The following is a 13,436-nucleotide window of genomic DNA, read 5'->3' as shown; positions in this document are numbered from 1 at the left end:
GTGGTGATCTGCCCGCCAATGTCGGCGATGCCGCCGGGCGCCAACACGTTCTGTTGCTGCAATTGCTGGAACAGTTGTTGGGGAGACAAGCCCAGCCCAGCCAGGCGCTGCGGGCTGAAGTCGATCGACAACTGCTGGTCTTGCACACCGTGCAGCGTCACCTGGCCGATGCCGGGCAACCCGCCCAACTGGTCGCGCAGGCGCTTCAGCGGCCCGCGCATCTCGCTCATGCTGTAGCCGGGCGCGGTGACAGCGATGGACGCGACGGCGACGCGTCCGAAATTATCGTCGACAAACGGCCCTTGGGTACCCGCTGGAAAGCTGGCGCCGGCCTCGGCGACTTTATTGCGTACCTGCTGCCACAGCACGCCCAGGTCCTTGATCTCATCGCGGGCCGTCACCTGGATAATCACGCTGCCGGGGTGGACGGTGGTCACGATGTTTTTGATCTGCGACAGCTCACGCAGTTTTTCTTCGGTGGGCCGGGCCAGCAACTCTTCGGCGCGTTCGCTGGGCAGGCCGGGGAATTGGATGCTTACCAGCGCATCGCGGATCGTCACCGAGGGTTCTTCCTGGGTCGGGAAGCTCAGGAACGTCGCCACGCCTGCGAGCAGGATCAGCAGGGCGGTGAATAAGGTCAGGCGGCTCGCGCCCAGAGCATGACGGGTCAGATTGATCATTCGGGCGTGCTCAAACGGCTGGAGGGCGAGAGCAGGTTGACGGGCTGGCCGTCGGTGAGGAACGCCACGCCAGTGACGACCACTTGCTCGCCGTCCTTAAGGCCGTTGTCGATGGCGACACGGCCCTGGTCGATCAGGCCGATCCTGATCCCACGCAGGGCGACCTTGCCCTGGGCCGGGTCATAGACGAACACCTGCACCTGGCTGGCGTCGCCACCCATGCGCAGCGCCTGGGTCGGAATCGACAGCGTGAGCGCGGCAGGCGCCGCCAATCGCACGTTGAGGTTCACGCCGCTGGGGAGCGCGAGGTCACGGGCGTCCAGGCGGAAACGCGCGCTTTGCAACAGGCCGTTCTGTGCACGTGTCGACACGCCTTCGAGTATCAGCGGCAGGGTGGAGCCGGGCGCCGCCGGGTCGTTGGCGATGGCGTGGTCGCCAGGCTTGAGGCCGCCAGCCTGTTCCACCGGGATTTGCACGATGACCTGCAACGCGCCGCCGGCCTCCAGTTCCATTACCACTTGGCCGGGCGACAACTCGCTGTATAACTGCGCGGGTCTGGCCACGACGCGGCCGTCAAACGGCGCGATCAGTTGGCCCAGGCGTTGATCGCGGCGTACCAGGTCCAGCGCCGCTTCATCGGCGGCCTGCTGTGCAACCGCGGCTTGCCACGCGGCTTCGGCTTGCTCCACGGCGCTGGCCGCGACACTGCCCTGGGCATACAGCTGTTGCTGGCGCAGCTTGTTGCGCTTGCGCTCGCCGGTTTGCGCCACGCTGGCGAACAGGGCCGCCTGCGCCTGTTTCAGGCGCAACCGCACGGCTGCCGTGTCCAGGCTTGCCAGCACCTGGCCTTGTTTCACGCTATCGCCGACGTCGACGTTCAACGCGATCAATCGGCCCGCGCCTTCAAAGGCCAAGGCGGCGCGTTGGCGTTGGCGCACCACACCGGTCAACGGCGCAACGTCGGCCTCTGCGGCGTGCACGGTGGTGACTTTCACCGACCTTACGGCCGGCTCCGGCACCGGTTCCTCGCGCGAACAGGCCGCCACCATCAGGCAGGCAACGCCGAGCAGCAGGGGACGGCCCCAAGGACGGAACAACTGAGCAATACCCTGCATGCCTGGCGCCTCGTTATCAGAAGGTGTAGTTGATGGCGAACATGCCCAGGCCAGCGCTTTCACGTCGGATCAGCGGGCTGTTACGCGCCTGGTCGGCGTACTGGGTCAGGGTCAGGCTGGCCAGTGTCGACCAGTGCGCGTCCAGGCTGTGCTGCCAGTTCAAGGCGGCGGAGTAGGCGTAGATACCGGCATCGGCGTTGTATCTTCCGTAGAGCGATCGCTGGCTCTGCGCCTGGGTGACGCCGAAGAACGTCTGGTTGTAGCGACCATCGCCGGCGTGCGCATCGAGGTCCAGGGCCAGGGTGTCGCTGTCGGTATGAAACAGGATGCCTTCCAGGCCGAAGCGGTAGCGGTTGCCACGGTGTTCGCCGGCCATGCGCAGTTCGGCTTCGCCGCTGACCGACAGCCAGTCAAGCAGTTGTTGGCTGAGGGTGAAGTCGGCGACGGTGGCGCCGTTGACATCGCCCATGCCGTTCAACTCGCGGTCGCCCGGGCGGCTGGTGCTGTCCTTCTCCTTGCGGCCCAGGTCATAGTTGATCGCCGCGCTGGCGCCAAAGCCGCTGTCGGATTGAAATTGCAGGCCCACGCCACGGGTGGTGTCGGCGAACAGCACGCCGTGCTGGATGCTGAACATCGGCAGCACGAGCGCGCGGTAACGGTCGGCACCCATGTAGCGCGGCGTGACACCCATGCCAAGGCCCAGGGTGGCGGTGGTCTTGTCGGCTGCCGCGCCGGCGTCGGCCGCCTGTGCCGAGGTCGCGAGGGTGCAGGCCATCAAGGCGGCGCCCCACAGCACGGTACGGGTCGGGGGAGTGGTCAAGTTCATGGTGAAACCCTTTCAGCGGAGGAAAATAGCGGTGCGCCGGACAGCGCGCGATACAGCGCCAGGCGGTTGAACAACAATTGGTAGGTGGCCTTGCGTAATTCGATAGCCGATTCAGTCAGGCGAATGGCAGCCGCTGGGTGTTCCGTACGTGCCGCCGCACCGGCGGCAATCTGTTGCTCGACACGCTTGGCTTTCAGTGCGGTCAACGCCGCCAGATCGATTTGCGTGGTGGCGTTGGCCAGCGCCTGTTGGCGTTGGCTCAACAGGTCGGCGATTTCGCGGAAGGCGTCCTGCACGGTCTTTTCGTATTGGGCGACGGCGGACTGTTGGCGCGCGGTGGCCAGGTCCAGGTTGGCCTGGTTGCGGCCACCGTCGAACAGCGGCAGGTTCAGTTGCGGGGTGAACAGCCAGGCGCCGCTGCCGGAGGAAAACAGGTTGCTCAAGCGCGGGCTGGCGATGCCAGCGCCGGTGCTCAAGGTAATCGAGGGGAAGAACGCTGCACGCGCGGCGCCGATGTTCGCATTCGCCGCGCGCAGGGCTTCTTCACATTGTCGTACATCGAAGCGCTGCAACAGTCGTTGGGACGGCAGTTCGACCAGCCATGGCGGAGGGTCGAGGTCGATGGCAGGGCTTTGAGTGGTCGCGCTCGCAGGGGCGGCCTGATAGCCGGTGACCCACGCCAGCGCTTGCAAGGCGCGCTCATGCTCAGCGCTCGCATCCTGCAATTGCATGGCGGCACGACGAGCCGCCATGCGCTGGGTGTCGACCGCGTCCTGGGCGATCAGGCCCTGACTTTGCTGGCCTGCGAACACGCTCAGAAGCTGGTTTTGGTTGTCGAAAATGGACTGGGTGTCGACCTGCACGCCCGCCTGCAGGCGCTCCTGCAAATACAGCCGAGCCACTTCGACGATCAGCGCCTTGCGCGCGGCCAGCGCACCGTAGCGCGTCGCCAGGTAGTCATGTTGCGCCGCTTCGGACAGGCTGCGGACTCTACCGAAGAAGTCCAGCTCGAAGTCTGATACGCCCACCGACGCCACCGCGATGTCCTGTCCATAACGTTCGTCGGCGGCCTTGTCGTGCAAGTGCTGGCGGTCGCGTTGAAGCCTCAGGGCCACCGTAGGCAAGCGATCGGCGCGGGAAATACCGTATTGGGCGCGGGCCTGCTCGACACGCAACACCGCCAGGCGCAGGTCGCGATTGAAACTCAGGGCTTGATCGACCAGTTGCGGCAATTGTTCTGATGAATCCAGACCCGCCAGCAGCTGTTTTTCTTCCTCGGACAGCGCCTCTATGGCATTCGTTTTTGACGAGGGTAATGCACTCACAGCTGCGCTTCGCTGGTTGTCCGGCACCGACAATGCAGGGGCCTGATAAGCCGGCGCCAGCGAGCAGCCGCCAAGCATGCCGATCAGCAGCAAAATCGCGCAGGGGCGTTCAGGCGGCTTGATAGGCTTGGACAGCGGTGCGGTGGTCGGCATAGGATCGGTTCGCGAAAGTCGGGCGTAGGGCAATACTGGCAGCAGACTTTCAATAAACCGTTCGTGAATTATCAAGGTTTCATCAAGAGGCTTCTTTGTGTCAGGAAAACGTATCCTCATCGTCGAAGACGACGCCGACAGTGCCAATATTCTTGAAGCCTATCTGCGCCGGGATGGCTTTGAGGTGGCCCTGGCCGAAGACGGTCAGCGCGGTCTTGACCTGCACAAAAGTTGGCAGCCCGACCTGATTCTGCTGGACGTGATGCTGCCCCGATTGAGTGGTACCGAGGTGTTGTCCGCGGTGCGCCGTAGCAGTGACACATCGGTGATCATGGTCACGGCCATGGGCGACGAGCCGGAGAAACTCGGCGCCTTGCGCTATGGCGCGGACGACTATGTGGTCAAGCCCTACAGCCCGCGTGAAGTGGTGGCGCGGGTGCACGCGGTGTTGCGACGCACTGCGGGCAGCCAGCCGGTGGAGCAGCTGCTGCGCCATGAAAATCTGCGGGTGGACCTCACAGCCTTCACCGCAGCCATCGAGCGTCTTGATGGGCCGCCGCAGCTGTTGGACCTCACACCCACTGAATTCAAATTGCTGGTCACGTTGCTCAAGACACCGTCCAAGGCGTTCACTCGTGATGAGTTGTTGGAGATCTGCCTGCCGGAAAGCGAAGCCCTGGCGCGGGTCGTCGATGCCCATGTGCACAACCTGCGACGCAAGCTGGAAACTCATGGCATTGCCGGGGTCCTGGTGACGGTGCGCTCCATTGGCTATCGATTCAGGTAAGCACCATGTTCGAGAAGGCACGAGTTGACGATAAACCTTTGTGGCGCTGGGTCGGCCTGCGCATGAGCCTGCTGGCAATCGGTGCTGTAGTGGTGATCGCCATGTGCATGTGGATCAACTTCAGGCTCTCGGACTGGTATTTCTTGCAGCACTTGCCTGAAGGGCCGCGCGCAGAGCTGCTGCACCTGCGTGCCCAGCCACAACTCGACGAGGTACGTTTGCGTCAGTTGGTCGCCCAATACTATCCGGTGGAGTTCTTTCAGCCGGATATCGCCAATCGAGACTGGCTGATTCTGGCCTGTCTGGTGTTGGCTTTCATCCCGATTATCATCATCTGCGGCCTATGGTTCTCGCGCCCCTTGTCCAGCCAGTTCTCAGCGATAGCCCAAGGGGCGCGGCGCGTGGCCGGCGGTGATTTCTTTACGCGGCTGCCTCTACACCGGCATGCGCCTGATGAGCTGCAGCGGCTGGTCAGCGATTTCAACAGCATGACCACGCAGTTGGAGCGTTACGAGCGAGATGTGCGTGAGTCCAGCACGGTCATCGCCCACGAACTGCGCACGCCGTTGAATGCTGCCATGGGACGGGTCCAGGGCATGCTTGATGAGGTATTTCCAAGCGACGTAGTGCAGTTGGGCATGGTCAAACGTCAACTCGATCAACTCAGAAAGCTAGTGGATGACTTGCATCTCTTGTCGATGGCCGGAGCGGGTCAGTTAGTTTTGGCGCGTGCCGACTTTTCGCTGGCAGCACTTGTAAACGAACGGCTTGCTTGGTTTCAGCCTCAATTAGAGGAGGCCGCTATTCGGTTAGAAGTCATTATTGAGGAGGGGCTTTGTATATATGCTGATCGTGATCGGTTGGGACAGGTATTGAGCATCCTCGTCGATAACCTGCTGCGCTACGCAGCAGGGGGCGGCGAATTGAACATCATGGCGCGTCGTATTGAAGACCGGGTGGTGATTGAAATTGGTGACCGGGGGCCGGGTATCGCCGCGCAGCATCTGGACAGTGTTTTCGACCGTTTCTGGCGGGCGGAGCGCTCCAGGGCGCGCTACTCGGGGGGCAGCGGATTGGGCCTGTCCATCGCGCGAGCAATTTGCCAGGCCCATGGCGGGGCCATTACTGCCAGCAACCGTGCCCAGGGCGGGACGTTGATCAGGGCAGAGTTTCCGGTGTAGTCCGTCAGCTATATGGTGGTGACTATATTTGGATGACACCGCAATTGAAGCGGTTCGAGTGAAGCTGAATATAAATGTGCGCTGAAGGCTGAAAAGTGCCATTTTCGCTCCGGCACGGAGCTTAATTTTGTCAATCTTGACTTGCAGAATTGACGTGGTGATTTCGCTTTTTCGGCCGGCAAGCAATTTCGCCAACTCTTTGAACATGACCACGGAGTAAGCGTGGATAGGGCTTGCATCGCCTGCTTACGTTGTTACCTCCCAGAGCGCATGCAAGCGCTTAACGCGTAACGCGTAACACACCGCACGTAACGGTATTACCCATCTCCAAATCTCGGCTTGCCGGAGAGCAGGCTTTCATCGGCTCTTTTCAGCGCTATTCTCAGTGATTGTGCCTCAAGTTTTTCTCGTCAGCATTTTTGCTGGTCAATAGAGCAAGACTACTGAATAACGCACCAGTTTGGTGAGTTGTGCCGTGCTTCTCCTTTCGGAGCAGGTACAGCGAGGCGGTATTTCTTAAAAAAACTGTCATTAGTCAGCACCTCGGAGGCTTGGTTTTGTGCTGATGGCGAATGTTTGCTTATACAGCCGATGAATTTAGGCATGAAAGCTGCTTGCTGGCATTGTGACAACCTAGAAAATTGACTAACGTCGGGTTTCGGAGGTTGTATCACTATCTCTACCTTGCCTTCGCGCCGATTGATTCGTTGCTGAGGGTCTCAAGCCAGTCCGTATAGAGGATCCTGTCGTGATAACAAAAACGTATAAGCACGCTTCTAAAAGCGCCCACGTTAAACGAGCCATCACCCCCTCATTGATCACCGTTAATCTTCTGATGGCGGTCTTCTGCTCGTCGCTACAAGCCGCTGGGATGACGCCGTCGGGTGCGGAGCAGGCAGGTACAGCAAGCGGTATTCCGGAATGGCGCGCGCCACAGCCTATGTTGCCTGGCTGGACCTATGGGCAGCCTAGAAAAGACTTTTTTCAATATAAAACTGACGTCCCACTATTTTCCATTGACGCCAGTAATATGGAGAAATATGCGACGCAATTGAACCCCGGGCAGGTGGCGCTTTTAAAGGGGGTCAAGGGTTATAGCATGCCTGTCTATCCTTCACGGCGTACCTGCGGAGTGCCGGATTTCGTTGCGCAAAACACCCAAAAAAATGTTGGTTTTTCACGCGTTGATGATAAAAATAATTCACTCGTTGATGCCCACTTGCCTGGATTTCCTTTTCCGAAACCTAGCAGTGGCGTAGAAGCTATGTGGAACTCAAAACTGCGTTATCGCGGCGTTGGTCTAGAGCAATATAGCTTGATCGTGTCTGTATCTCCTCGCAAAGGAAGTTCGGATTGGATTAGGGCAACGGCCGATCAATATAACTATTATCCGTGGGGCGTTAAAGACGGAACGACGTTTGCCGATGTAAGTCGCGTGGAAGGCATGGCGTATTTTAGCTTTTTGCAACCCGCAGCTTTGGCGGGGCAGGCGGCAACGTTCACCGGCGCTGCCGATAAACCTGCGGAAGCCTACTATTACTTTCCGGGGCAACGGCGTACACGTCGTATGCCGTCCTATTCTTATGACGCGCCGCAACTTGGCTATGAAAATCAATATAATATTGATGAGTCCTACGTTTTCGCAGGATTGATGGATCGATTTGATTGGAAGTTGCTAGGGAAACAAGAATTAATTGTTCCTTACAATGCCCTGGGCATGTATGACTTCAAAGCGAAATACGAAGATGTGATGCAGCCTGATTTTATTGCCGCATCGCAACGGCGTTATGAGCTGCATCGTGTCTGGGTGGTAGAGGCCACCGTAAAGGAAGGCATGCGCCATTCCGCTCCTAAACGGCTATTTTATATAGATGAGGATAGCTGGGCGTTGGTCGGCGCTGTTGACTATGACGCACAGGGCAATATTTCAAAAGTTCGGGAAGGCGAAGTGATCCCGGTATACGAAACTGGCACGTGCGACTCTTATGCGTTCGTTCAATATAACTTGTCCAGTGGTCGCTATGTCATGGATGGCTCGCCACTTGCCAGCGGTAAAGACCTCAAGTGGATTGTCGATGGCGCCGGTAATCCACATATGAAAATGAGTTTTTACAATCCTGAAAATCTTCGCGCAATGAGCGAACGTTAATAAGAGTAAGACGGTGGGGAAATTAAAATGAAATATTTTTCGATACGCCGCGATAGCGATCTCGGTATGCCACTGGGAGTCGCACTGGCAGCGATGTTTACCGTTACCAGCAACAGCGCGAACGCGTTTACATTCTCAAATGACAGCGACACCGTTAGGGGAAGTTTCGATTCGACGATATCGGCGGGCACGGGTATCCGTACCCAGTCCGCCAGCAATGCCCTGGTTTCACCGACTTATAACTCGTCGACCGGTGCGCAATCGGGCGGCGGAAAGCTTGGTCAAGTCAGTGGCCTGAGTGATCAGGGTGATATTAATTACGATAAGGGTGATCCATTCACTACCTATCTCAAAGGCAGCCATGAGTTGCTGCTTAAAATGCCGGAGCAGGGTTTGGCATTTATGGCTCGCGGTACTTGGTTGCGTGATTTTTCCGCCACTGAAACGACGGGTAACCTCAGTGGACAGGATGCGTTTAATGCCACTGCGCCGGTCATCAATAATGGTTTAGCTTCAAGTGCCCGTGATGATATGCGGTTCAGGACCCAATTGCTTGATTTGTGGGTGAGTAAAACATTTGAAATTGGCGACCAGCAGGCCAGGGTCAGGGTGGGTAATCAAGTTGTGAGTTGGGGTGAAAACATCTACGAAGTTGGCGGTATAAACGCCATCAACGCTATCGACGTTAACCGCGCGTCGCAACCCGGGGCTCAGGTTAAAGAGTACGTGCTGCCAGCACCTATCGTGAGCTTCGCCACGGGTATTGGTGGTGGGTTCAACGTTGAAGCCTATGTCCAAACCAAATGGAACGAGAGTTATCTGCCGCCAACTGGCAGTTATTGGTCGACGTCGGTTGTGGGTAAGGGGAGTCGTGCCTATGGTGTGGAAACCAAGGATGCACGAGACGGAGGTCAGTACGGAGTCGCGTTGCGCTATAAGCCTGCAGGCACCGATCTGAATCTTGGATTATATGCAATCACCTACCATGACAAGCTTCCGCAAACCACGCTTGATGCGAATGGATTAACAGTCTACCGGTTCCCGGAAGATCGCCATATGTACGGTGTCAGTGCCAACTTTCCCGTGGGTGATTGGGCCATCGGCACAGAGCTTTCATATCGTCCCAAGGATGCTGTTCCGCTGAATCCCGCCAGTGGTTGTGTGGCCCAAGGAGGACAATGCTGGGTCGATGAGAAGAAGTTTCAATGGCACCTCACGTCAATTTTCGCATTGCAACCTTCCAACGCGGGCGGCGTACTGAGTTTTCTCGGCGCGGACTCTGCAACATTAACCACGGAAACAGTGGTCATTAACTATCCGGGGTTGCATGACAACTATGGCGGCTCGCCCATCGCGTCAGGTGGTCTGGTATGGGGCAATCAGAAAAATGATCTAATACAGACGGGAGCTCTCAATAGTCCTGGTGATGCCAAAGGTACGAAGTACTCAGGGGGGATCGACGTCGATTTCAACTGGGTCTATGACGGCTCGCTAATCAGCGGATGGCAGGTCATTCCCGGCATGTACGTGCGCCGAGGAATGTTCGGTTACACGCCCAATATCAATGAGCAGTTCATGGCTGGTGTGACCTCGGTCAATATGTATGTGAACTTCGTACAAAACCCGGCGAATTGGCAAGTCGGGGTGAATTACACCTCGTTCTTCGGACCTTCCGATGCTTTGACGAATCCGTTGCGTGACCGCGACTTTGTCGGTCTGAACGTATCTCGTAACTTCTGAGGCCGCCCATGAAAGTCCCGTCTGAAATCGAATCGACACGCTCGGGCGTGTTGGTTCGGATGTTGAAGCTGCTAGAGAATGGTTTGTTCGGTTATCGGCGCGTAGTGCTTGGGCTGTTGATTCTGTTCACGGTGGTGATGGCCTACTTCGCCGTCCAGCTGAGGATGGATGCAGGTTTTGAAAAGCAACTTCCATTAGGGCACGAGTATGTTGAGACGTTCAAAAAATACCGCAGTGATCTTTTAGGGGCCAATCGCCTGACCGTCGTCGTCAAGGCCAGACATGGGACGATTTGGACACCGCAGGGCTTGAGAAAGTTGTACGACGTAACCCAAGCCCTAACGTTCTTGCCCAATGTCGCAAGTGGTTCTGTGCAATCGTTGTGGACGCCAAATACCTTTGTGACAGAGATTACAGAGGACGGTTTCAGGGCTGAGCCGATCATCCCCGGCACCATAACCCCGGAGAATTTGACTACTGACAGCATAGGCGCAATCTCACAGTCGGTCATGCAGGGTGGTTTTGTTGGCAGTCTGGTTGCGAGGGATCAATCCAGTGCGATGATCACTGCCGACTTGGATGAAATCAATGCCCAGGGTCAGCACATTGACTATGTGGCGTTCGATCGTGGGATTGAGACGAACATCCGCTCTAAGTTCGAAGACGATGACTATGAAATTCAGATAATCGGATTCGCCAAGCAAATTGGAGATATTTCCGAGGGCGCTGCTTCCGTTCTGCATTTCTGTGTGATTGCGTTGATCCTGACTGGCCTGGCGGTGTACTGGTACTGCAGGTCACTCAAGCTCACGCTGTTGCCATTGGTCTGCTCGCTGGTATCGCTGGTCTGGCAATTCGGCGCGTTGCATTTGTTGGGTTTCGGTCTGGATCCGTTGGGTGTGCTGGTGCCTTTTCTCGTGTTTGCCATCGGGGTTTCGCACGGTGTGCAGCAGTTGAATTTTATCGTGCGTGAATTGGCTCGCGGCAAAAGTATGGAGGCCGCCGCGCGATCCAGTTTCAGCGGTTTGTTCATTCCGGGATCGTTGGCATTAGTGACCGCATTTGTTTCGTTTGTAACGCTCATCCTTATGCCAATTCCCATGGTCAGGGAGCTAGCCATCACAGCTGCTCTGGGGGTGGCGTTTAAAATAGTCACTAACTTGATCATGCTCCCTCTGGCGGCATCCTTGCTACGAGTGGGGCAAGGCTATGCTGAGAGCGTGGAGCTGAAGGCCGCACATCGAGCGCGTTGGCTAAGTTCTTTAGCGCGGGTCGCTGAGCCGCGTAACGCTGCGGTAGTACTCGCTGTGGCTATGATCATCTCGATCACTGCCATTTGGCAGAGTCGGGATCGCGTGGTGGGAACGCTTCAGGCAGGGGCTCCCGAGCTGCGCCCGGACGCCAGGTTCAATAAAGACGCGGTGTCGATTGCTTCCAAATATGATCTTGGGCTCGACTGGTTGACTGTGGTGTTTGAAGCTCCGCCCGGATCCTGTGAAAAGCCGCAGATAGGGGTTTATCAGGATCGCTTCGACTCCGCCATTCAGCCGGTTGAAGGGGTTATGTCGATTCTCTCGTTCGCATCTCTTCTACGTCAGTACAACGAAGGCTACAACGAGGGAAACCCGAAGATGTCCGTAGTCCCGATTGACCCGGCCAACTACGCCGCTTTGGGTGTTGAGATCGGCAGACTACCAGGCATCATGCGCAAAGATTGCAGCATGACGGCCGTGCATATCTATCTGGCTGATCACAAGGCAACCACGATCAATCGCGTGATTGAAGCGGTAAAAGCTTTTCGTACGAACGAGAAGTTACCGGGCGTGACTATTCGCTTAGCTTCGGGAAATGCCGGTGTGTTGGCTGCGGTGAATGAGGAGATTGAGCATAGCGAATTTCCGATGATGCTCTATGTCTACACGACGATAATTCTGCTGGTGTTTTTGACCTATCGAGACTTGCGCGCAGTGCTGGCGTGTTGCTTGCCCTTAACCATCGGAACCTTTGTTGGTTATTGGTTTATGAAAGAGCTGCAGATCGGACTCACGGTGGCGACGCTTCCGGTCATGGTGCTCGCAGTAGGCATAGGTGTGGACTACGCCTTCTACATTTACAACCGACTGCAGCTTCATATGGCTAACGGTATTCCTATTGTCAAAGCCTTGGAGTATTCAATTCTGGAAGTAGGAACGGCCACGATCTTTACTGCGATCACCCTGGCGATCGGCGTGGCGACTTGGTCGTTTTCAGAACTCAAGTTTCAAGCCGATATGGGGAAACTGCTCGCCTTCATGTTTCTCGTGAATATGATTATGGCCATGACTGTACTTCCTGCGTTTGCGGTGTGGCTGGAACGATGGTTTCCACGGAAACGTCCCGTCCGTGCACCTGGTCTTCTCTCGCATTGAATCCGGAGTAGCAGCATTCATGAAAGCATTATTGAGGTATTCGCTATGCGGGCTCACGGCTGTGGGGATTGGGCTACAGGTTGCATGCGCGGTCGCGGATGAATCTGTGGGGCCGCTTCAACCGTCGCCCGCCGCGCATTCAGTCCAGGCACTGCGCTCACCCATCCTGGCCGCTGCATGGGCGGGGTCGCGTGTCGTCGCCGTGGGCGCGGATGGCGTCGTATTACTCTCTGATGATCAGGCTCGCTCTTTTCGTCAGGCTGATGATGTTCCGGTGAGTTCCACTTTGACCGGAGTGAGTTTTGTCGACGCCGAGCATGGTTGGGCGGTCGGCCACTGGGGAGCTGTTCTGGCCACCACTGATGGTGGGCGGCGCTGGCAAGTCCAGCGGCTAATCACGGAGGAGGACCGGCCTCTTTTTTCTGTGCATTTCTTCGATGCGCAGCACGGTGTCGCAGTTGGGTTGTGGTCGCTTGTACTGGTGACTCAAGACGCTGGAAAGACTTGGGTTGAACAAGAGGCCAATTCTGAATTGAAAGACCTTGCAGACCTTAACCTGACTAGTCTGTTCGCGGATAACAGCGGCAGTGTTTATGCCACTGCTGAACAGGGGCGGGTGTTGTATTCAGCTGACAAGGGGAATTCATGGCGTTACTTGAACACGGGATACGCGGGTTCGCTGTGGTGTGGACTTTCACTCGACAGCCAGACGCTGCTAGTAGGGGGGCAGCGTGGGACGCTGCTCCGCAGCGAGGACGCCGGACAGACTTGGACGCGAATAAATCTCGATACCACTCGCTCAATAACTTCGATTGCCAGTGATGGCGCTGATGTGCTTCTGGTGGGCCTGGACGGCCTGCAAAGACGCAGCCGCGACGGTGGGAAAACCTTCTTCGCGGTTCCAAATGATGTTGGAGATTCACTGACTGTCGCTCTGCCGACGCCTGGAGATAAATGGGCCTTGTTTTCAAGACATGGGCTTGTACCAGGGTCTGAGTAACGCATGCCCTAAATGCGTCGCGATTTGTGAAACCCTACAACTTTCTTGCAATTAAGCAACTTTTTATAAACT

At 57.0% G+C, this 13,436-nt stretch carries 10 protein-coding genes; 6 read left to right on the top strand and 4 right to left on the bottom strand.

Annotation, left to right across the window (positions count from 1 at the left end):
* From JWR98_RS05470 to JWR98_RS05455, 4 genes are all read right to left on the bottom strand, one after another.
* Positions 1 to 680, bottom strand: a 680-nt coding sequence (locus JWR98_RS05470; RefSeq protein WP_205489475.1) for an efflux RND transporter permease subunit, incomplete at its 3' end; no start/stop codon positions are given.
* Positions 677 to 1,795, bottom strand: a complete 1,119-nt coding sequence (locus tag JWR98_RS05465) for an efflux RND transporter periplasmic adaptor subunit (protein WP_205489474.1) — start codon at positions 1,793 to 1,795, stop codon at positions 677 to 679. The genes JWR98_RS05465 and JWR98_RS05470, both read right to left, overlap by 4 nt.
* Before the next feature lie 16 nt (positions 1,796 to 1,811).
* Positions 1,812 to 2,621 (bottom strand): MipA/OmpV family protein, encoded by an 810-nt coding sequence (locus JWR98_RS05460; RefSeq protein WP_003173773.1) that lies wholly within the window; start codon positions 2,619 to 2,621, stop codon positions 1,812 to 1,814.
* The gene (locus tag JWR98_RS05455; RefSeq protein ID WP_205489473.1) at positions 2,618 to 4,099 is read right to left on the bottom strand and encodes an efflux transporter outer membrane subunit; all 1,482 of its coding nucleotides are present in this window, start codon (positions 4,097 to 4,099) and stop codon (positions 2,618 to 2,620) included. Before JWR98_RS05455 ends, JWR98_RS05460 begins: the two co-directional genes overlap by 4 nt.
* 97 nt (positions 4,100 to 4,196) lie before the next feature.
* On the opposite strand from JWR98_RS05455, the gene JWR98_RS05450 reads away from it, so the two are divergent.
* The 6 genes from JWR98_RS05450 (at position 4,197) to JWR98_RS05425 (ending at position 13,364) form a co-directional block, all read left to right on the top strand.
* The gene (locus JWR98_RS05450; RefSeq protein WP_205489472.1) at positions 4,197 to 4,886 is read left to right on the top strand and encodes a response regulator; all 690 of its coding nucleotides are present in this window, start codon (positions 4,197 to 4,199) and stop codon (positions 4,884 to 4,886) included.
* Positions 4,887 to 4,891: 5 nt separating this feature from the next.
* On the top strand, positions 4,892 to 6,067 hold the full coding sequence (locus JWR98_RS05445; protein WP_205489471.1) for a sensor histidine kinase: 1,176 nt from the start codon (positions 4,892 to 4,894) through the stop codon (positions 6,065 to 6,067).
* Positions 6,068 to 6,815: 748 nt separating this feature from the next.
* A complete protein-coding gene (locus JWR98_RS05440) occupies positions 6,816 to 8,216 on the top strand; it encodes a DUF1329 domain-containing protein (RefSeq protein WP_305429075.1) in 1,401 nt (466 codons plus the stop codon).
* 27 nt (positions 8,217 to 8,243) lie between these two features.
* A complete protein-coding gene (locus tag JWR98_RS05435) occupies positions 8,244 to 9,956 on the top strand; it encodes a DUF1302 domain-containing protein (protein WP_225908583.1) in 1,713 nt (570 codons plus the stop codon).
* 59 nt (positions 9,957 to 10,015) lie between these two features.
* A complete protein-coding gene (locus JWR98_RS05430) occupies positions 10,016 to 12,364 on the top strand; it encodes an efflux RND transporter permease subunit (protein WP_205489482.1) in 2,349 nt (782 codons plus the stop codon).
* A 19-nt stretch (positions 12,365 to 12,383) separates the two neighbouring features.
* Positions 12,384 to 13,364, top strand: coding sequence for a WD40/YVTN/BNR-like repeat-containing protein (locus JWR98_RS05425; protein WP_205489470.1), 981 nt, complete (start codon positions 12,384 to 12,386; stop codon positions 13,362 to 13,364).
* Positions 13,365 to 13,436: the final 72 nt, after the last annotated feature.

This window comes from Pseudomonas lactucae, from assembly GCF_016937615.1.
GTDB lineage: Bacteria > Pseudomonadota > Gammaproteobacteria > Pseudomonadales > Pseudomonadaceae > Aquipseudomonas > Aquipseudomonas lactucae.
This window is presented reverse-complemented; position numbering and strand designations above follow the sequence as displayed.

Coding starts and splice junctions, on each gene's coding strand:
- JWR98_RS05465 (WP_205489474.1), bottom strand. CDS start 1,795: ATGCAGGGTATTGCTCAGTTGTTCCGTCCTTGGGGCCGTCCCCTGCTG.
- JWR98_RS05460 (WP_003173773.1), bottom strand. CDS start 2,621: ATGAACTTGACCACTCCCCCGACCCGTACCGTGCTGTGGGGCGCCGCC.
- JWR98_RS05455 (WP_205489473.1), bottom strand. CDS start 4,099: ATGCCGACCACCGCACCGCTGTCCAAGCCTATCAAGCCGCCTGAACGC.
- JWR98_RS05445 (WP_205489471.1), top strand. CDS start 4,892: ATGTTCGAGAAGGCACGAGTTGACGATAAACCTTTGTGGCGCTGGGTC.
- JWR98_RS05435 (WP_225908583.1), top strand. CDS start 8,244: ATGAAATATTTTTCGATACGCCGCGATAGCGATCTCGGTATGCCACTG.
- JWR98_RS05430 (WP_205489482.1), top strand. CDS start 10,016: ATGTTGAAGCTGCTAGAGAATGGTTTGTTCGGTTATCGGCGCGTAGTG.
- JWR98_RS05425 (WP_205489470.1), top strand. CDS start 12,384: ATGAAAGCATTATTGAGGTATTCGCTATGCGGGCTCACGGCTGTGGGG.